Below are 20026 nucleotides of genomic sequence, written 5' to 3' on the forward strand. Positions count from 1 at the left end.
GGCAAACGACTACGCTGTCGCTTTAAACCAGTCAAGGGCGGCATAAAAAGGGGGCCAGCGTCCCGTGGGGGGAGGACGCTGGCTACGGCAAAGGGGAGGGTTGTCCTCAACCCGTGGGGGCAGGCTGAGGACCGGAACAAAGGAGGGTGAGCGGTGGGTGATCCTCGGGTCGACCGACTGGAATCAGTGGATGAAGTCGTTCGTGATCGACTGCTGCATCGTCAGCGGCTGATTGGGGGGTCAGCCAACTGCGCGTGGCCCAGCCGACCCAAGTGATCGCCTACGCTTTGAGAATAGCCCGCCGGCAAACAGTTGAAAATCCAACCTTTGGACGCTAAAAGTCTACGCCGGGGACTACGCTGTGCGGCCGAGGATCCCCCGTCTGTGCTCTACCCGGACATCGTCCCGGCAGCCAGCTAGGGCCTGGGAGAGATGACCGACGTGGCCGCCAGCGCGGCGTCGAAATGCTCCCGCAGCCGCTGGTTCGCCGCATCCAGGGTCAGCGACTGCAGAGCGGGGATCTCGTCGAAGAGCCCGATCCCCTTGAAGAAGCCGTCGATGAACAGGTAGGAGAGCCCCTCCAGGTCGTTCATCAGGTTCAGGATGCGCCCCACCAGCTTCCGGCGGGCCCTTTCGAAGTCCTCCGGCTGGATCCCCTCCTCCCGGGCCCGCGCCAGCCCCTCCAGGAGCTCGGCCTCCAGCTGCTCGGGATCCGGGGTGGGGCCGGAGACGTAGGTGTAGCCGAAGGTAACTTCCGGCGCGTGCCCGAAGCCGAAGCGCTGGTCGATGAGGCCGCTCTCGTACAACCGGGTGTAGAGCGGGGAGCCCTTGCCGACCAGGACGTCCAGCAGAATGGCAGTCAGCAGGTCCCGCTCCAGGAGCGGCCGGCCGGTAAGGCCGACCTGCTTCTCCTTGAAGCCCAGCCGGAAGATCGGCTGGCTCACGACCAGCTCCTGGACCCGCCGCCGCTGGGCGATCGCCTGCGGCTCCTCGGGCAGGCGCCGCTGGATCGGCGCCTGGGCGGGGTACCGGCGGCCGGCGAAGGCGGCCCTCGCCTGCTCCACCACCGCCCGGGGATCCAGGTCGCCGGCGACGAACAGCACCATGTTGGACGGGTGATAGAAGATCCGGTGGCAGAGGTACAGCAGGTCCTGGTCGATCCGGCGGATGGACTCCACCGTGCCGGCGATGTCCAGCCGCACCGGGTGCCGGACGAACAGGGCCTCCATCAGGTTGGCGGAGGAGCGCCAGCCCGGGTCGTCCAGGTACATCCGGATCTCCTGCTCGATGATGCCCTGCTCGCGGGCCACCGACTCGGGCGTGAAGTAAGGCTCCTGCACGAAGTTCAGCAGCAGGTCGAGGCAGGCCGCGAAGTGATCGGTGGTGGTGAAGTAGTACACCGTGTGCGTGTGCGTGGTGTAGGCGTTGACGTCCGCGCCCAGCTCCGCGAACCGGTCGGCCACGTTGCCGTCCGGCCCCTCAAACAGCTTGTGTTCCAGGAAATGGGCGATGCCGTCAGGCACCTGTACCTCGTCGCCGGACTGCGGGTCGACGAAGCAGCTGTCGATGGAGCCGTACTGCACCGCCACGCGACCGGTGGCCTGCCGGAAGCCGGGCTTGACCAGCACCGCCACCGTCAGGCCGTTCTCCAGTCGCTCGGTGTACAGTTCGTCACGCAGGATGGGGTCAAAGTGCCGCTCCACCGATTACGCTCCCCCTTCCTTCCTGGTGAGCAGGTAGACCGTGTCGGGCGTGAAGTGGCGGGCGGCCTCGACCACCTGCTCCCGGGTGACCTGTCGGTAGCGCGTCACCCGCTCGTCGATGGAGAGGTCGCGGCCCGAGAAGACCTGGTCCACCGCCAGCTCCGCCATCGCCCCGGGGCTGTCGGCCGCGCTCAGCATATCGTTCACCAGGGTGGCCTTCGTCATCTCCAGCTCGGCCTCGGTCAGCGCCCCCTCCTGCAGCGCCTTCAGTTGCTCCAGCATGATCGCCCGGCACTTCTCCGCGTCGGCGAACTCCACGCCGGCGTACATGTATCCCACGCCCTTCACCGTCTCGATGGCCGAGTAGGCGAAGTAGGCCAGCGAATGCTTCTCCCGCACCTCCTGGAAGAGCTTGGAGTGGGAGAATCCCCCGAGCACGCCGTTGGCCACCAGCATCGGGAAGTACAGCTCGTCCCGGAGCGTGATCCCGGTGCGGAAGCCAATGACCACCACGCCCTGGTTGACGTCCATCCGGTCGACCACCGCGCGCACGGGCCCGTCCGGCCGGCGCTTGACCAGGGTGTCGGGGAACCGGCGCTCCCCGGCCGGAATCGGCAGCCGCCGGGGGACCTCCTGCGCCACCTGTTCGGGGTCGACGTCGCCGAGGATGAAGATGTCCACCGGGGCCTCCGTCAGCACCCGTCGGTGGTGCGCCAGCAGGCTCTGCGGGGTGGCGCCCTCCAGATCCTCCACCCGGCCCAGCCGGTGCAGGGCGAAGGGCTCACCCGCGCACATCTCGGCGGTGCAGCGGACCATCGCATAGCGCCGCTTGTCGTTGATGAGCCCCTCGATCATCTGCCGGAGGTTGTTCCGCTCCTGCTCGACGTAGTCGGGCCGGAAGCCGTCGCCGACCAGCAGCGGGCGGGTGATGACGCTGGCGAGCACGTCCAGGCCCCGCAGGAGGAGCCCGCGCTCGCCCGGGATGTGGTGGTCTCCGGCCACCTCCAGGCGGAAGACGATGGACTGCACCTCGCCGCGCCGGGCGACGTCGACGCTGAAGGACGCGCCATACAGCTCATCCAGATGTCGGGACAGCGCCGCAGTGGTGGGAAAGTCGGCCGAGGCCCGGGCCAGCACCATCGGCAGCAGCGCGTTGTAGGTCACCGTCACAGGTTCCAGCGGCATGTGGAAGTAGATATAGACCGTCGTCGTCTTGAACTTGCGCGTCGGCTGCACGTAGAGGTTGACGCCCTCGTGCAGGGGGAAGCGGGTGAAGTGATCCGCCAACGGGAACCCTCCTTCCTGGCCTTAGTCTGCCCCGGCGCGGGGCGGCGCTTCCTGGCGGTCCCAGTTAAGGCACAGCTGCACCGCGTCGGTGAGGGGCAGACCGCCGACTTCTGACAGGGCCACCCAGCGGGCGTCGGCTGCGTCGTCGGCCGCGCGCAGGCTGCCCCCCGCCGGCCGGGCCGTGAAGTAGTGCACCACGTAATGGTAGCGCACCCGCCCCGCCTCATCGCGGTCGATCGCGTCGATGTAGCCCAGATAGCGCTCAATGTCCACCTGCAGCCCCGTCTCCTCCCGGACCTCCCGCAGGAGCGCCTGCTCCACCGTCTCCCCCAGCTCCACCCGGCCACCGGGGAGTCCCCAGTACCCCTGGAGCGGCGGCGTCGCCCGCTGCACCAGGAGCACCCTGTCCCCGTCCCGTATGAGCGCGTGGCAGGAAGGCATCGGGTAGCCCGCGTAGGCACGGCCCATTCGTGCACATCCCCTTTCCCTGCGAAAAACCCCCGCCATCTCCATGGCGGGGGCATCAGGCGCTGATCAGAAGGCAGGAGCCACCTGCGAGGTGCCGCCGCCGACCATCCGCGGCTTCAGCGGCTCGGGCTTGGGCCGGGGCGGCAGCAGCTGCTCCAGCAGATCCTGCAGTTCCTTGCCCTCCAAGGTCTCCTTCTCCAGCAGGACCTCCGACACCTTTTCGAGGGCGTCCCGGTGCTCGGTGAGGATGTCGATGGCCCGCTGATAGGCCATGTGGACGAACTTCCGCACCTCTTCGTCGATCAGCCCGGCGACCTCCTCGGAGTAGTTGCGCAGCCGGGTCATGTCGCGCGCGAGGAAGACCTCGTCCTGCTTCATGCCGTAGGTGAGCGGGCCGAGCTTCTCGCTCATGCCCCACTCGGTGACCATGCGGCGCGCCCACTGCGTCGTGCGCTCGATGTCGTCCTGGGCGCCGCTGGTGATCTCACCGAAGGTGATCTCCTCCGCGGCCCGGCCGCCGAGGGCCATGGTCATGCGGTCGAGGATCTCCGACTTGGAGATGTTGTAGCGGTCCTCCACCGGCAGGAACAGGGTGTAGCCCATCGCCCGGCCCCGGGGGATGATGGTGATCTTATGCAGCGGGTCCATGTGCGGCAGCATGTGGCCCACCACCGCGTGGCCGGCCTCGTGGTACGCGGTGACCCGCTTCTCCTTCTCGGAGATCACCCGGGACTTCTTCTCGGGCCCGCCGGCCAGCACGCGGTCGATGGCGTCCTCCACGTCCTGCATGGAGATCTTCTTCTTGCGCCGGCGGGCGGCCAGCAGGGCGGCCTCGTTCATGAGGTTGGCGATGTCGGCGCCCGTGAAGCCGGGCGTTCGCTTGGCCAGCACCTCCAGGTCCACGTCCGGCTCCAGGGGCTTGCCCTTGGCGTGCACCTGGAAGATGGCGAGCCGCCCCTTCAGGTCCGGGCGGTCGATGACGATCTGCCGGTCGAACCGGCCGGGCCGGAGCAGGGCCGGGTCAAGCACGTCGGGCCGGTTGGTGGCCGCGATGATGATGATCCCCTCGTTGGCCGAGAAGCCGTCCATCTCCACCAGCAGCTGGTTCAGCGTCTGCTCCCGCTCGTCGTGGCCGCCGCCGTAGCCGGCGCCCCGCTGACGGCCCACCGCGTCGATCTCGTCGATGAACACGATGCAGGGCGAGTTCTTCTTCGCCTGCTCGAACAGGTCGCGCACCCGGCTGGCGCCGACGCCGACGAACATCTCGACGAAGTCCGAACCGGAGATCGAGAAGAACGGCACCCCCGCCTCGCCGGCCACCGCCTTGGCCAGGAGCGTCTTGCCCGTTCCGGGTGGCCCGTACAGCAGCACGCCCTTGGGGATGCGGGCGCCCAGCTCCAGGTACCGCTTCGGGTGCTTCAGGAAGTCGACGATCTCGGCCAGCTCCTCCTTGACCTCGTCGATGCCGGCCACGTCGTCGAAGGTCACCCGCTTGCGGTCGTCGGTCACCAGGCGCGCCCGGCTCTTGCCGAACTGCATCACCCGGTTCCCGGACCCCTGGGTCTGCTGCATGATGAAGAAGAACGCGAGAAGCACCAGCACGACCGGCACCAGGGTCTGCAGCAACATGGCCCAGATGCCGGACGTGTTGTCCTGCCGGAAGTCGAGCTTGATGTTCGGATGCTGCTGCAGCATCTCCACCAGCGGCGCCTGCGAGGAGCTCGGGGGGAGCTGTACGGTGAACTTTTCGCCGCTCACGAGCTCGCCCTCAGCGTACGCGCCGCTCAGGGTGATGCTCCTGACCTCCCCCTGCTGAATGTACCTGACCAGGTCAGAGTACACCAGCTGGGTGGTCTGCTGACTGGTCCCTCCCAACTGGACGGCGATCGCCACGGAGATGACCAGAATCAGCATATAGAAGGCAAGACTGCGAAATAGCTTGTTCAAGTCTGCCGGGCCCCTCCTTCCGCAGGGCTAACGCCTCAGGGCGTGCGGAGATACTCTTGCTCAACCATTGAGTCGGCCGTATGGCCGCAAAAGATACTTGTTCAGTGTACCATATTCAATTCGCCGGAGCAACCGACGCCAGAGGGCTTCAATCGCCGCCAGACCCCTCCGGACGCCTGCGGACCGTCACCCGCACGGCCGAACGCGTCCCGGCGTCAGGTCGGAAGCGGCGGTCCCGGATCACCCCGGGCACCCAGACTACAGTATCGCCCGCAACCAGCAGCGGCAGACCATCCCGCTGGTCCCGGGGCACCTTCGCATCCACCAGGATGTCCTGAAGCTTCTTGGAACCCTGCATGCCCGCCGGCCAGAGCCGGTCCCCGGGACGGCGCGTCCGCACCGCCAGCGGCCCCGGAAGCCGGTCCCGGTCGAGCCACATCTCGTCGTCCGGCAGCCGCGCCGGCATCGCGGACGGCGGAACCAGCTCCGCCGCCACCGTCACGCCCAGGGCCGGAATCGCCGTCTCGCCCGGCACGGCCACCGGCCAGACCTGTTCCAACGCCTCCGCCCCCGGCCCCAGTTGCGGATGGGACCGCGCGAACCGGCAGCGGCCGTAAGCCACGGACAGGCGAACCCCCTGCGGCAGGTCCAGCCAGTGGCTGCCCTCCGTCCGGCCGGCCAGCTCCAGGGCCCGGGTCACAGCGGAGAGCCCCGGGCCGTAGGCCGAGCCGCTCACCCGCTGCACGGCCATCCGGACGATCCGCCGGGCCAGGGCCAGAGGCTCCTGCACCAGGAGCGTCCCGTCCAGCTCGACCACCGGCTCGCCGGTCGCCTCCCCGGTCTCCCGCCACCCGCAGCGGGCGCAGGCCTCCCGGGTGAGCTCCGCGAGCAGCCGGTCCTCCTCCCGGAGCAGGTCCGCCGTCTGGGCGAGGTTGTCCACCACCGCGTCGCCGAACCGCTCCGTCAGGGCCGGCAGGATCTCCAGCCGGATCCGGTTGCGCTCAAAGTCCCCCTGCAGGTTGGTGGCGTCCATGCGGGGCGTGAGCCCGTGCGCCCGGCAGTACGCCAGGATCTCCTGCCGCGAGGCGCCCAGCAGCGGCCGGATGATGGTCAGGCCGCCCTCCCGCCGCACGGGCGGGATGCCGGCAAGGCCGGTGGAACCGCTGCCCCGCAGCAGCCGCATCAGCACCGTTTCCGCCTGGTCGTTCCGGTTGTGGCCGGTGGCGGCCCGCTGCGCCCCGATGGCCGCCGCGAGGCGGGCCATCTCCGCGTACCGGCGGCGGCGGGCGTTGTCCTCGAGCGAACCCCGCATGGCCTCCAACTCGCCGGGGCGGAGCGTTACCGTGGTCAGCGGCAGCGAAAGCTCCCGGGCCAGGTCGGCGACGAAGGCGGCATCCGCCCGCGACGCCTCGCCGCGCAGGCCGTGGTCTAGATGAAAAAGGTGCAGAGAAAGCCGCCACGCGGGGGCCAGGCGGTAGAGCACGTGCGTGAGCGCCAGAGAGTCAGGGCCCCCGGAGACGGCCACGATCACCCGATCGCCCGGCTCGAGCATCCCGTGCCGGACCACGTATTCGCGCACCCGATCGAGCAGCGGCACCCGGTCACCCCCCCTCCACGCCAATCCCCGGCCCAGGTGCCGATTCCCGTTTCGACACCGGCCGGGGATTCCCTTCCGGTTTCCGTGCAGCTTTCCGTCCGTCAGCGCCTGCGTGCGCGCCTGCCCCCGTTGCCGCCCGGGCCCCCGCGGGGAGCCGTCATGGCGGGGACCCACTGGCCCGATGGCTTCGGCCGCGGCGCCGCTTCCGCCGCGCCGTCCGCGAGGGCCATCCGGGCCACCACGACGGTGAGGTCGTCCTCCGGCGCGGGCGTCAGTTCAAGGGCACGGGCCAGCACGCGCTCGGCCACCTCCTCGGGGTCCGCGCTCTGCTCCCGGCTCAGCTGCTCCAATAGCCACCGCTCCTTATCCTCCTGATCGCGGGCGGCCTCCAGGACGCCGTCGCTGACCATCACGATGAGGTCGCCGTCGCCCAGCACCCGCCGCTCCGGCTCCACCTCCACGTCCGGGACGGCGCCGGCCGGCGGCGCGGGAACGCGCACGACCGTCACGTCGCCGCCGCGGCGCACGAAGCTGGGTGCGGCCCCGACCTTGACGAACTCGGCCTGACCGGTGGCCAGGTCGAGGACTGCGAGGTCCAGCGTGGCGAACGTATCCCCGGGCCCTCGGAGGAGGAGCACGGAATTGACCGTCTTCACCGCCACCTCGGCGTTGAACCCGGCATCCAGCAACTGCTGCAGGAGGCGGACGCACTCGCCGGACTGCACCGCCGCCTCGCGGCCGACGCCCATGCCATCGCTGAGCGCCAGCAGGAACCGCCCGCCCGAGAGGGGCCCCGTGACCGCCGAATCGCCGGAGATGTGGCCGCCCCGCTTCGGCATGCGGGCCACCGCGGCCGTCGCCGTGAACACCGCCGGCATGGCGCGGCCGGGCCTGCCCCCCGCTGCAATGTCCTCCGCCATGCGGTCCAGCATGCGGGCGACGCTGTGGATGTACTCTCCCGCCACAGCCCTGCCCTCCTCGAGCCGTCGGGCCAGGGCGCGGTCGGACCGCTCCAGGTCGTACAGGTGGTTGAGCGTCACCGCAACCTGCGCGGGGTGAATGCAGCGGGCCTCCAGCTGGTCCGGCAGCGGGGACAGCGGCAGCGGGCCCTCCAGATCGATCCGTCGCCACAAGTCGTCCATCAGCTGCCGGGTCTCGTCCGCGTCCCGCTCCCAGCACTGTGCGCGGAGGGAGCAGGACTGGCAGACCTGCTCTTTCAGTGACCGCAGGCGGCGCTCCAGGACAGGCGCCGGCGGGGATGCCACGGCGGCCACCTGCGTGTAGGTGCGCTGAATCTCCCTCAGGGCCTGCGCCACCGCCAGCAGCCGTTCACGGGCCTCGCGCACGGTGCCGTCGACGGGTGCGCCGGCATCCGGCTCAGGCGGAGCAGCGCGCTCGCTGCGCAGGGCCTGCGGCAGGCGCACCGCCCAGGCCGACGGCAGCAGCCAGAACAGCAGCGTGGCGGTGCCGGCCGACAGGGCCATGGCCTCGAGCACGGCCCCCTGTCCCTGCGTCGCCATGCTGTACGAGAGAAATCCCAATGCGTACGCCAGGCCCACCCCCGGCTTCCTGAGGTCGCGGAACGCGCCGCCCAGGAAACCGGCGACAACGTACGCCATCGCCTGGCTGTCCGAAAGGGTCGGCGGGCCGAACATGCCGGTGCCCGGCGGGTGTGCGAGCACCGTGAGGAAGGACGACATGCCGATCACCGCCCCCGCGGCGGCGCCCCAGCCCATTCCGCCCGCGTGGGCGCAGAGCAGCACCGCCAGCCCCGCGAAGACGCCGTGCAGCGAAAGCCGTCCCCACAGGGTCAGGTCCTGCAACCCGGTGAGGGCGGATGCCAGCAGGATGATGGCGGGGACCGGCAGATCCAGCGGCGCGCCTTCCGGGTACCTGCCCTGCCTCAGGTCGGACACGGCCAGGGTGAAGAGGAGCGCGAGCACGCCGGTGAGGCTGGACCAGAACGCGAGCGGCACCGTGCCGACTGCGGGGTTCTGCAGGATTCCCTGGCCCGCCGCCACCGCGGCGGCAAGCAGGGCGCCGATGAGCGGACTGTGCCGAGGGCTCACCTGCGTCAGCCCGCCCAGGGTGTGGACCAGGCCGATGGCCACGGCCGTGGTGGCGAACACGGAGAGCGGCTGGACCAGCGCGGCGCCGCCCAGCAGCGCCAGGGCCACGGGAAGCGCCGCCAGCCCGCCGAACCCCGCCGCCCGCACCGCCGTGTAGAAGGCGATGCTGAACGGCGCTGCGGGGCTGACCGGCTGTGCCCGGCCCATGAGGAACGCGATCACGATCCCGGCGTACAGAAGCGGGCGCCACGCCCACGACAGGCGGCGTTGCAGCCACCCCTGAAGGCCCGTCCACCTCCGGCCGGACGGCTCGGGACGATCAGACGACCGGGAGAATGCCACGCGATCACCCTCTGCAGGCGATGTTGCAGCATCCAGTGTAACCCAACGGCCTTGCCGAAAGCTGTCGAATTTTGTAAGGGCCGCCTGCGATTTCCATCCAGGAGAAGAAAGCACCCGGCGCTGGCTCCTGCCAGCGCCGGGTGCTTTGCCATTGGCGACCCCAACGGGATTCGAACCCGTGCCGCCACCGTGAAAGGGTGGTGTCCTAGGCCTCTAGACGATGGGGTCGTCATCCTGAGGCTCACTTAGCTTATCAAAGATTGCGGCACGGCGTCAAGTAGTCAACCGATTCCAGCGGCTTCCGGATCACACGTCGCCCCTCGGGGGCGGCACGAAGACGTCCGCGTCGTCCAGCAGAAGGGCGCGCACCCGCGCACCGGCCGGGAGCGGGCCCGCGTGGGCCGGAACCACCGCGTAGGCGTTGGCATGGCTCATCGAGCTGAGCACGCCCGCCCGCTGGGCCATGCTGGTGTCAAGCCGGATCTCGCCGTCCGGACCATTGTACGCCCGCGCCCGGAGGTACCGGGTGACGCCCGCCGTTTTCAGCACCGGCTGGTCCAGCACCCCCTCCGCGGCCCTGAGGCCCAGGCGGCGCCGGCCCAGCAGGTGGTCCAGCAACGGGCGCACCAGCAGGTCGAAGTCCGTAATCGCCGCCGCAGGGTTGCCCGACAGCCCGATGACGAGGCGGCCTTCCAACACGCTCGCACACACCGGCGTGCCGGGCTTGATGCTGACCCGCCAGAAGAGCTGTTCGGCACCCAGGATCGTCAGCGCCTCCCGCACCACGTCAAACCGGCCCACGGAAACGCCGCCCGTGGTGAGAATCAGGTCGCACCCCGCCGCCTCCCGCAGCATGCCGGCGATGACCTCGGTCACATCGCGGGCGACCCCCAGCACGATGGGGACGCCCCCTGCGGCCCGCACCAGCGCGGCCACGCCGGGGCTGTTGGAGTTGCGGATCTGCCCCGGTCCCGGCGTCTGGTGCGCCGGCACCAACTCGTCCCCGGTGCTCAGGATCCCCACCCGGGGCCGGGCGAAAACCGGGACCTCCAGGATGCCGAGGGCCGCAAGCAGGTTGATCTCCTGGGGGCGGATCAGATGACCGGCCTCGAGGATCAGCTCGCCCTCCCGCACGTCCTCGCCCACGGGCGCGACGTTCTCCATCGGCGGGACGGGGCGGAACACCAGCACGCCCTCCGGGGTCACCCGCACCTCCTCCAGCCGGATCACCGCGTCGGCGCCCGGCGGCACCGCGCCGCCGGTCATGATGGCCACCGCCGTGCCCGGCGCCAGTTCCGCCTCCCGGGGATGCCCGGCAGGAATCACCCCGACCGGCCGGAGGACCACGGGCTGCTCCCGGGTTGCCCCCAGGGTGTCCGCGGAGCGGACGGCGTACCCGTCCATGCCCGATCGGGCGAAGGCGGGCAGCGGCTCGGGCGCGTGCACATCCTCGGCCAGGACCAGCCCCAGCGCGTCCTCCAACGGTACCCGCTCCACGCGCCGGGGCGGCGCGCGGTGCAGCAGAAGCTCACAGGCCTCCTCAACCCGAAGCATGCCGCTCCCCCCTAGCTCCTCGTCTGTGCGTCCCTGAGCAACCGCATCTCCACGAAGTCCGCGATGGCGACGATGTCGTTCCAGTCAAACCGGGGAAGGGCCGTTTGGACCGGGAGGTCGCCGGCCACGGCGATGAGCGTCGGGTCTTCCCCGCACAGCAGGTGCCCCTCGTTCCGGGCGCTGCTGAAGATCTCGATCTTGGGGAAGCGCTCGCGCTTGAACCCTTCGGTGATCACGAGGTCCACGGAGCCCAGCAGCGCGATGGCGTCTGCGGTGGAGAACTCCCCTTCGGGCACCGAACGGACGAGCCCGATCTGCCCGGGGCCGATGATGCACACCGCCTTCGCCCCGGCCTGCCGGTGCCGCCAGGTGTCCTTGCCTTCATGGTCCATCTGGAAACCGTGAACGTCGTGCTTCAGCGTGCCCACCGACCAGCCGCGGCGAGTGAGCTCCGCCACCAGCCGTTCCACCAGGGTGGTCTTGCCGCACTTCCCACAACCCACGATCGAGAGCACTGGGGGCCGTTCCGTCATGGCCTGGTTCGCCTCCCGCGTCGGAGTCAAGGACCATCATACCGGGAATCCGCGGAGCCGGCCATCGGGCGCGGGCCGGTGGAAGCGTAGCACCAAATGGGGGCACCGGTCAGCTCCCGGTGCTGGTGTAGCGCCGCGTGCCGAACTTCCAGAAGCCGTACGCCAAACCGATGGCAGCCACGCCCACCGCCGGCGTCGCCCAGGCCAGGAGCGGCAGCGGCAGCTCCTGCACCCGGCCCAGCAGCACGTGGGCGGGGAAGTAATTAATGAAAGCAAACGGCACCAGCACCGTCAGGACGAACTGAATCGCCCGGTGGTAGATGGAGACCGGGTAGTTGATCAGCTGGCGCGCCGGGTAGACCAGGCTCCAGTAGAACGTGTAGGTCCGGGTCGTCCAGAAGGCCATCGTCGCCACGGTCATCATGGCCGCCCCGAGGATCATGGCCCCGCCGGCCGCGGTGAGGACCAGGTAGCCCAGCTGCAGCGCGGTAAGGCGGATGCCCGCGGTCTTCACCGCGAAGGTGAACGCCGCGAGGGAGAACACGAACTGCCCCATCCCGGCGATGGGCGACTGGGTGCTGATCACCGTGAGCATGGGGTTGATCGGCCGCAGCAGGGCGCGATCGAAGCTGCCCATGCGAACCTGGTCCTCGAAGCTGATGAAACTCCAGAAGAGCGACACGGCGAAGCCCCACGCCAGGATGGCCAGGGCGTAAAGCAAGATGATCTCCTCAAACCGCCACCCGCCCACGGTGGTGAACCGCTGCGTCAGCCAGTACAGCGCCGCGAACTGTCCGGCATAGGTGAGCACGATGCCGATGAGATGGGAGAAGAAGTTCACCCGGTACTGCATCTGCGACCGGGCCTGGGCCATGGCCATGCGGACGTAACAGGACAGGTTGTGCCCGAGATCGCCCACCGCTATCCCCCCTGCACCGTCAGCTTCCGCTGCCCCGCGTGCCACATCGCGGCCAGCAGTCCGCAGCCCGCCAGAGCCCACGCGGCCTGCAGTGCCAGCGCCTGCCACAGGGCAGGGCCCGTAAGTGTCCCCGCCAGGATGGCCGAGGGGACGAAGTACGTGCCCGCCCACGGCAGGTAGGTGGCCAGGGCTGCGGCCCATCCCGGCAGGTAGTACAGCGGGATGAACTCCCCGGAAAAGAGCGAGCTGGCCAGGAACCACAAGTTCTCCGCCTCGTTGAACTGGATCGTCCACAGTGCGATCAGCGTCAGCGACAGCAGGAAGCTCGCTTCGATCACCCAACCCAGCAGGCCGCTGACCACGAAGAGCAGCAGGGCGGCGGGGTCGGGCACCGTGAGGCGGAAGGCCAGCCAGATGACCACGTACACCGGCAGCGACCGGAGGGTGCGGAACAGCGAACGGCCAAGGAAGTCGCCCATCACCCGCACCGGCAGCGGAACCGGTTTGATCAGTTCCAGCGCCACGTCGCCCATGCGGAACTTCTCGGCGACCTCCCAGGTCGGCAGGTGGCCGAGCTCGGACAGGATGCGGATGGCGACGATGTACCGCATCTGCCGTTCGAGGGCGACGGGGTCGTTCCCCAGAAGCGCGGTCCAGATCCCCGCGAACAGCACGAACCAGATCAGGCCGGAGACGATCCCCAGCCATCCCTCCACCTTGTAGGCCGCCTGTTGGCGGAACCCCTGCGCGACGAACGCCGCGAACGCGCCCATGCGCCGCAAAGCCCCCTTCTCCATGACGGTCCTGATGGCACGCCATATCGTTTCGCTGCCGCCCCCGGGAGCCCCTCTCAGGAGGACTCTTCGTTTCCCCTGTGGAAAGTTTGATGTATGCCGAGACGGAGGTTCGCGCGATGAAGCTGGAAGTCATCAACGCCTTTCTGACTGCTGCTCGCCACAGCCTGTCCCAGGAGTTGCAGTCCGAAATCAAGCGCACCGGACTCTTCGTGGACCCCTCGGAGAACGCGATCGACGAGGTTGCCGTCTACCTTTCCTTCGTCGGCCAGGTGCGGGGCACGATGCTGCTGGGCTTTGACCTGACCACCGCCCGGAAGATCGCCTCCGCCATGGTGAGGGAACCGCTGGCGGAACTTACGGAGATGGGGCTCTCCGCCTTGGCGGAGCTGGGGAACCTGATCGCCGGCGGTACGTGCATCGAACTGGAGCAGCTCGGCTTCTCGGCCGACATCTCCCCGCCCACCATCATGATCGGCGCGCGGTCCCGCATCTCGACCCTGGGGATCCGACGCGTGGTTCTGCCGCTGGCGACCCAGCACGGCCATTTCAACCTGCACGTCGCGGTCGACATCACCTGATCGCGCAGAGCGAAGGAGTGTGCAGCAGAATGACCCTGGTGCGTGATGCCATGATCCAGGTGGAACCCCTTTCCCCCAACGACCCGATCTTCGTCGCCCTCCAGGCGATGCGGAAGCAGCGGCTCCCGTTCGTGCCGGTCGTGCGGTCGGACGGCACCCTGTACGGGTTGGTCACGGAAGGCGACCTGGTCCGCCTGATCTACCGGGCAACCCGCGAAAGCGGCGAAAGCGTGCCGCACTGGATCCGCGGCGCAGGCCGTCAGGTACTGCTCGTGCAGTCGGTGAAAGAGGTGGTGACCCGGGAGCTGGACACCATCGGACCGGACATTCCCCTGGAGGATGCCGCCGAGCTCATGGTCCGCAACCACCGCAAGGTGCTGCCGGTGGTGGCGGATGGCCGGCCTATGGGCTATCTGATGCGCTCGGCCGTCGTCGACCACCTGATTGGAGAATAGCGGTTCACGCGCTTCGGGACCGGCCCCTCCCCGCGTTGCGGGAGCGGGCCGGTTTCTGTTTCGGTTCCCCCGCGTAGACAGTCCCGGCGCACGGTGACTAGGCCCCAGGTACTATTGTGACACCTTTTTTCACAGACCCGTTGTGTCATGACACTTTGTAAATGGGATAGCCAAAAGATGACCCTCCCATGTTCTTGCCACACCCAGAAGAGTGAATTACCATCAAGGTGAGGATGCGTTCGTGATTTCACAAACAAGCGTATCCCTGTCGTTGGCAAAGGTGGTGTGCGTATGACGCATGCTTGCAAGGGCATTACGCCCGATGATCCACGGTTTGCCGAACTGGACGCCTTCATTCAGGACGGCCGGTCTTCCGCCGACCACCTGATCGCGGTGCTCCACAAGGCCCAGGAGATCTTCGGATTCCTGCCCGAGGAGGTGCAGCGCCACGTCGCTGCCGCGCTGCACGTGCCTCCGAGCGAGGTCTACGGCGTCGTGACGTTCTACAACTACTTCACCCTGACGCCCGTGGGCAAGTATCCCATCAACGTCTGCATGGGCACGGCCTGTTACGTGCAGGGCGCGGGCCGCCTCCTCTCGCTGTTTGAACGGGAGCTCGGCATTCAGCCCGGGCAGGTCACTCCCGACGGGCTCTTCTCGCTCGAGGTCTGCCGGTGCCTGGGCGCCTGCGGTCTCGCCCCGGTGGTGACCGTGGCGGGTGAAGTGCACGGCAAGCTGACCGAAAGCGACGCTCTGAAGTTGGTGGCCGAGCTGCGCCAGCGGGCCGCCGCCGAACAGCCGCAGGCCGGCGCAGCCGTTGCCGCAGTGGGAGGTGAGGCGCAATGACCGCCGTTCAGACGCCCCAGCGAATTACTTCCCTGGCGGACCTGGAGGCCGTGCGGGCCCGGCGTGCGGGCGCCATCGCCCTGCGCCAGGCCGAGGCCGTGAACCTGGCGGAAGCGCCCGAGGTGCACATCCTCGTCTGTGCGGGCACGGGCTGCCAATCCAACAAGTCCCTGAACACCGTCGCGGCCCTCCAGCAGGCGGTGGAGGACCACGGCGTGGCTGACCGGGTGAAGGTCGTGCCCGTCGGGTGTTTCGGCTTCTGCCGGATGGGGCCGGTGGTGGTGGTGTATCCCGGCCAGACCTTCTACTGCGAGGTGCAGCCGCAGCACGCACCGGTCATCATCCAGCAGCACGTGCTGGGCGGCCAGCCCGTCGAGGCGCTGCTGTACGCGCCCAATCCGCGGGAGAAGCACCGCATCGCCAAGATGATGGACCAGCCCTTCTACAAGGGGCAGCACCGCACGGCCCTCAGCCACTGCGGCCTCATCAACCCCGAGTGCATCGAGGAGGCCATCGCTGCGGACCGCTACTTCGCCCTGGCCAAGGCCCTGCTGGAGATGACCCCGGCCCAGGTGATCGAAGAGGTGAAGCGCTCGGGCCTGCGGGGCCGGGGCGGCGGCGGCTTCCCCACGGGCCGCAAGTGGGAACTGGCGGCCGCGGTGGAGGGCGACGTGAAGTACGTCCTCTGCAACGCCGACGAGGGGGATCCCGGCGCGTTCATGGACCGCTCCATCATCGAGGGCGACCCGCACGCCATCCTGGAAGCCATGGCCATCGCCGGGTACGCCATCGGGGCACAGCACGGCTACATCTACGTGCGCGCCGAGTACCCGGTCGCGGTGCACCGGCTGGAGATCGCCATCCGGCAGGCCCGCGAGCTCGGCCTCCTGGGCGAGAACATTCTCGGCACGGGCTTCAGCTTCGACATCGACATCCGTCTCGGCGCCGGCGCCTTCGTCTGCGGCGAGGAGACGGCTCTGATCGCCTCGATTGAAGGCCAGCGCGGCCTGCCCCGGCCCCGGCCTCCCTTCCCGGCGCAGAAGGGGCTGTGGGGCAAGCCGACGCTGAACAACAACGTCGAAACCTACGCCAACGTGCCGTACATCATCCTCCACGGCGCTGAGGCCTTCCGTAGCGTGGGCACGGAGAAGTCGCCGGGCACCAAGGTGTTTGCCGTGGCCGGCAACGTGATGAACACCGGCCTGGTTGAGGTGCCCATCGGCACCACCCTCCGGGAGATCGTCTACGGCATGGCCGGCGGCATCCCGAAGGGGCGGCCGTTCAAGGCGGCCCAGACCGGCGGCCCCTCCGGCGGGTGCATTCCCGCCCACCTGCTGGATATCCCCATGGATTACGAGCCGCTCAACGAGGTCGGCTCCATGATGGGGTCCGGCGGGCTCATCGTGATGGACGACCAGTCCTGCATGGTCGACGTGGCACGCTTCTACCTGCAGTTCACCCAGGACGAGTCCTGCGGGAAGTGCCCGCCCTGCCGCATCGGCACCAAGCGGATGCTGGAGATCCTGGACCGCATCGTCGAGGGCGAGGGCACGATGGAGGACCTGGACGAGCTGGAGCGGCTGGCCAACGGGATCAAGGCCACGGCGCTGTGCGGCCTCGGCCAGACCGCGCCGAACCCGGTCCTGTCCACCCTGCGCTACTTCCGTGAGGAGTACGAGGCGCACGTGCGGGACAAGCACTGCCCGGCGGGGCGCTGCAAGGCCCTGACGGACTTCCGGATCGACCAGGAGCGGTGCAAGGCGTGCAACGTCTGCGCCCGGAACTGCCCGGTGGACGCCGTCCACGGCGAGGTGCGCAAGCCGGAGACGTTCTACATCGACGCCGAGGCGTGCATCAAGTGCGGGACGTGCGCCACCGTCTGCAAGTTCAACGCCGTTGTATGGTAAGGGGGTGCGGTGCGTGATCCATCTGACGATCGACCGGCGCCCCGTCTCGGTCGAACCCGGAACCACAGTCCTGGAGGCGGCGCGCCAGAACGGTATCCACATTCCCACGCTCTGCTATCTGAAGGACATCAACAAGATCGGAGCCTGCCGCATGTGCCTGGTGGAGGTCGAGGGGGCCCGCGGCCTCCAGACCGCCTGCACCACCCCCTGCACCGAGGGGATGGTCGTCCACACCAACTCCCCCGCAGTCCGCGAGGCCCGCAAGCTGGTGCTGGAACTGCTGCTCTCCGACCACAACATCGAGTGCCCGACGTGCCTGCGCGCGGGCAACTGCGAGCTGATGCAACTGGCCCAGGAAATGGGCGTGCGCACGGTCCCGCTGAAGGGCGCCCACCATCAGGTGCATCGGGACGTGGAGTCCGGCGCTATCGCCGTGGACAGTTCCAAGTGCGTGCTCTGCCAGCGCTGTGTCGCCGTCTGCCGTGAGGTGCAGGGCGTCTCGGCCATCTCGGTCACCGGCCGCGGCTTCGAGTCCCGGGTCGCGCCGTTCTTCGGCGTGTCGCTCAACGACGCGGCCTGCGCCCTCTGCGGCCAGTGCACCGTGGTCTGCCCCACCGGTGCGCTCACCGAGTACGACGAGACCGAGGCCGTCTGGCGGGCCCTGCTGGATCCCACCAAGCACGTGGTGGTACAGACCGCCCCGGCCGTCCGGGTCCAGATCGGCGAGCCGTTCGGCCTGCCGCCCGGCGCGGTCTCCACCGGCAAGATGGTGGCGGGGCTGCGTCGGCTGGGCTTCGACCAGGTGTTCGACACCGTGTTCTCCGCCGACCTGACGATCATGGAGGAAGCGACGGAGCTCATCCAGCGGCTCCAGAAGGGCGGTCCGCTACCCCTCATCACCTCCTGCTCGCCGGGCTGGGTCAAGTTCGCCGAGCACTTCTTCCCCAACATGCTGGAGAACCTCTCCACCTGCAAGTCGCCGCAGCAGATGTTCGGCGCCCTGGCCAAGACCTACTACGCCGAGAAGGCCGGCATCGACCCTGCGGACATGGTCGTGGTGTCGGTCATGCCCTGCACGGCCAAGAAGTACGAGGCCAACCGACCCGAGATGCGGGACTCCGGGTACCAGGATGTCGACTACGTCCTGACCACCCGCGAGCTCGCCCGCATGTTCCGCCAGGCGGGGATCGACCTGCCCTCCCTGCCGGACGAGGAGTTCGACAACCCGCTCGGCATCGGTACCGGCGCCGGCACCATCTTCGGCACCACGGGCGGCGTCATGGAGGCGGCTCTGCGCACCGCGGCCGCCTGGCTGGAGCCCGGCAGCCCCTCCCCGAAGATCGAGTTCCAGGAGGTGCGGGGCATTCCGTTCCAGGTGCGTGAGGCTACCGTCACCCTGGACGGCGTCACCCTCAACGTCGCTGTGGCCAATGGCCTCGGCGCCGCCGGCTGGCTGATGGAAGAGGTCTCCGCGGGCCGGAAGAACTACCACTTCATCGAGATCATGGGCTGCCCGGGCGGCTGCATCGGCGGCGGCGGCCAGCCGATCCCCGCGAAGGGCCCCGACGCCCTCGACGAGGTCCGCCTCGCCCGGATCGCCTCGCTCTACACCATCGACGAGCGCATGACGATCCGCCGCTCCCACGAGAACCCGGCGATCCAGCAGGTGTACGCCGAGTACCTGGGCAAGCCGGGCAGCGAGCGGGCACACCACCTGCTGCACACCCACTACCAGGCACGGGTTCCGGCCGGCATTCGCCGCCGGCAGCCCGGCAGATAACCAGGCCAGCTGCCTTCCTGACGCCCGACCCATCCCGCGGCCGGACATGTGACGGACATCCCGGCGCCAGACAGCCCGTTGGACGCAGATTCGACGCCGTACTTCCCTGCACCAGACGCCCCAGCCAACACATGGAACCTACGCCGCGTGGCTTACCATGCAACACCCCATCCAACGCAGCGACCTACGCCGCACGGTCCTACACGAGATGAGGTACCAACGCCGGAAACGACGCCGCCCATCCTTGGACGAGTCGGCCCGCACGACGCCGCACCCAACACTGCGCAGACATGCACCAGACAACCCTCGGACATACAGCCCCCGGGCATCATACCGCAACCACACGTCCCAGGAGACTTGCAACACGTCAGGCAGGCGTGCGAGGAGGCCCTCCCCGCGGGAAACCGCAGGGAGGGCCTCCTGTTCTCATGCTGCGGACCGGGCCGCCCGCCCGGTGCGCCGGCCGCTCCGGTGCAGGAGCCACAAAGCCGCCGCCAGGTAGATGAGGAGCGTGACGATCCCGGTCTCACCCGCCAGATACGGCCCGAGCGGCGCCGTCATGCGGACCTGGCTGCCGACGACCTCGTCGAAGGCGTTGTGGGCGGAGTGCATCAGGGAGGCCACCCACAGGCTGTCCGTGCGCAGCCGCAGTTCGCCGATGACGACGCTCAGGGGCAGCACCATCAGGGTGAACAGCCCGGCGCCGAGCAGCCGGTTGCCATCAGGCAGGTAGAGGTCGGACAGGAAGATGACCGGGTAGTGGAATGCCGCCCACGCCAGGCCGCAGATCAGGTGTCCCCGCCGGTGGCCGAACGCCATGAGCCGGGGGAGCAGGTAGCCCCGCCAGCCCACCTCCTCGCCCAGGGAGAACGTGAAGGTGTAGAAGGCGACCAGGAGGAGGTAGTTCAGGGCCCGCGCGGCGCCGGGAGCGCCCGGCAGAGGTTCAGGGGCGGCAGCCCCGGCGGCGGTGGCGGCCAGGTAGCCCCCGCCCAGGGCGGCGGCCGGCAGCAGCAGGGCCGCTGGCCACCGCCGGACGCCGGCCCGGCCGAGGCCCAGCCGGCGCCATCCGTCACGGGTGTACCCGTCCCGGCCGATGACCAGCATCATCACCAGAGCGGTCAGGGCGGGGACGAACATCAGGAGCTGGTGCCACCCGAGCGCGACCACGGCCGCCGACCCGGCCATGACCAACAGGATGTAGAGGATCGATTGCGTTTTGTCGCTCAGCGTCAGCATCGTCGGAT

Annotated in this window: 16 protein-coding genes and 1 tRNA gene; 5 read left to right on the plus strand and 12 right to left on the minus strand. The window is 68.9% G+C overall.

Annotated features, from left to right (window positions below; genetic code table 11):
• Positions 1 to 416: 416 nt before the first annotated feature.
• The 11 genes from yfmH to STH_RS15935 form a co-directional block, all read right to left on the minus strand.
• Entirely contained in the window at positions 417 to 1703 is a 1287-nt protein-coding gene (gene yfmH / locus STH_RS15885; protein WP_011197308.1) for an EF-P 5-aminopentanol modification-associated protein YfmH, read from the minus strand.
• Between the two features lie 3 nt (positions 1704 to 1706).
• Positions 1707 to 2990 (minus strand): EF-P 5-aminopentanol modification-associated protein YfmF, encoded by a 1284-nt coding sequence (yfmF, locus tag STH_RS15890; protein ID WP_011197309.1) that lies wholly within the window; start codon positions 2988 to 2990, stop codon positions 1707 to 1709.
• Positions 2991 to 3011: 21 nt separating this feature from the next.
• Positions 3012 to 3458, minus strand: a complete 447-nt coding sequence (locus STH_RS15895; RefSeq protein ID WP_148205613.1) for an NUDIX hydrolase — start codon at positions 3456 to 3458, stop codon at positions 3012 to 3014.
• Positions 3459 to 3524: 66 nt separating this feature from the next.
• The gene (ftsH, locus tag STH_RS15900; protein ID WP_011197311.1) at positions 3525 to 5405 is read right to left on the minus strand and encodes an ATP-dependent zinc metalloprotease FtsH; all 1881 of its coding nucleotides are present in this window, start codon (positions 5403 to 5405) and stop codon (positions 3525 to 3527) included.
• 148 nt (positions 5406 to 5553) lie between these two features.
• On the minus strand, positions 5554 to 7002 hold the full coding sequence (tilS, locus tag STH_RS19830) for a tRNA lysidine(34) synthetase TilS (RefSeq protein ID WP_011197312.1): 1449 nt from the start codon (positions 7000 to 7002) through the stop codon (positions 5554 to 5556).
• A 101-nt stretch (positions 7003 to 7103) separates the two neighbouring features.
• Complete coding sequence (locus tag STH_RS15910) at positions 7104 to 9413, minus strand: SpoIIE family protein phosphatase (RefSeq protein ID WP_011197313.1); 2310 nt, start codon at positions 9411 to 9413, stop codon at positions 7104 to 7106.
• Between the two features lie 152 nt (positions 9414 to 9565).
• Positions 9566 to 9641 (minus strand) — tRNA-Glu (locus STH_RS15915).
• Between the two features lie 78 nt (positions 9642 to 9719).
• Positions 9720 to 10967 carry a molybdopterin molybdotransferase MoeA gene (gene glp / locus STH_RS15920; RefSeq protein WP_011197314.1) on the minus strand — a complete coding sequence of 416 codons (1248 nt, stop codon included), beginning with the start codon at positions 10965 to 10967 and terminating at the stop codon, positions 9720 to 9722.
• A gap of 11 nt (positions 10968 to 10978) precedes the next feature.
• Positions 10979 to 11500: a molybdopterin-guanine dinucleotide biosynthesis protein B gene (mobB, locus tag STH_RS15925; RefSeq protein WP_043714379.1), complete on the minus strand. Its 522-nt coding sequence runs from the start codon at positions 11498 to 11500 to the stop codon at positions 10979 to 10981.
• Positions 11501 to 11609: 109 nt separating this feature from the next.
• A complete protein-coding gene (locus STH_RS15930) occupies positions 11610 to 12419 on the minus strand; it encodes an ABC transporter permease (RefSeq protein WP_043714381.1) in 810 nt (269 codons plus the stop codon).
• Between the two features lie 2 nt (positions 12420 to 12421).
• Positions 12422 to 13192: an ABC transporter permease gene (locus tag STH_RS15935; protein ID WP_043714383.1), complete on the minus strand. Its 771-nt coding sequence runs from the start codon at positions 13190 to 13192 to the stop codon at positions 12422 to 12424.
• 140 nt (positions 13193 to 13332) lie between these two features.
• On the opposite strand from STH_RS15935, the gene STH_RS15940 reads away from it, so the two are divergent.
• The 5 genes from STH_RS15940 to STH_RS15960 all read left to right on the plus strand — a co-directional run bounded on the left by STH_RS15940 (position 13333) and on the right by STH_RS15960 (position 18782).
• Positions 13333 to 13794: a chemotaxis protein CheX gene (locus STH_RS15940; RefSeq protein ID WP_011197318.1), complete on the plus strand. Its 462-nt coding sequence runs from the start codon at positions 13333 to 13335 to the stop codon at positions 13792 to 13794.
• 29 nt (positions 13795 to 13823) lie between these two features.
• On the plus strand, positions 13824 to 14249 hold the full coding sequence (locus STH_RS15945; protein WP_011197319.1) for a CBS domain-containing protein: 426 nt from the start codon (positions 13824 to 13826) through the stop codon (positions 14247 to 14249).
• Between the two features lie 291 nt (positions 14250 to 14540).
• Positions 14541 to 15095: a complex I 24 kDa subunit family protein gene (locus tag STH_RS15950; protein WP_043714386.1), complete on the plus strand. Its 555-nt coding sequence runs from the start codon at positions 14541 to 14543 to the stop codon at positions 15093 to 15095.
• Entirely contained in the window at positions 15092 to 17002 is a 1911-nt protein-coding gene (locus tag STH_RS15955; RefSeq protein WP_083766158.1) for an NADH-quinone oxidoreductase subunit NuoF, read from the plus strand. The genes STH_RS15950 and STH_RS15955 overlap by 4 nt, the downstream gene beginning before the upstream one ends.
• 13 nt (positions 17003 to 17015) lie before the next feature.
• Positions 17016 to 18782, plus strand: a complete 1767-nt coding sequence (locus STH_RS15960; RefSeq protein WP_043714388.1) for an NADH-dependent [FeFe] hydrogenase, group A6 — start codon at positions 17016 to 17018, stop codon at positions 18780 to 18782.
• A gap of 426 nt (positions 18783 to 19208) precedes the next feature.
• Here the strand turns inward: STH_RS15960 and STH_RS17610 are convergent, their stop codons facing one another.
• Entirely contained in the window at positions 19209 to 20018 is an 810-nt protein-coding gene (locus STH_RS17610; protein ID WP_050742327.1) for a CPBP family intramembrane glutamic endopeptidase, read from the minus strand.
• Positions 20019 to 20026: the final 8 nt, after the last annotated feature.

Origin of the sequence: Symbiobacterium thermophilum IAM 14863, assembly GCF_000009905.1 — a bacterium.
Taxonomy (GTDB): domain Bacteria; phylum Bacillota; class Sulfobacillia; order Symbiobacteriales; family Symbiobacteriaceae; genus Symbiobacterium; species Symbiobacterium thermophilum.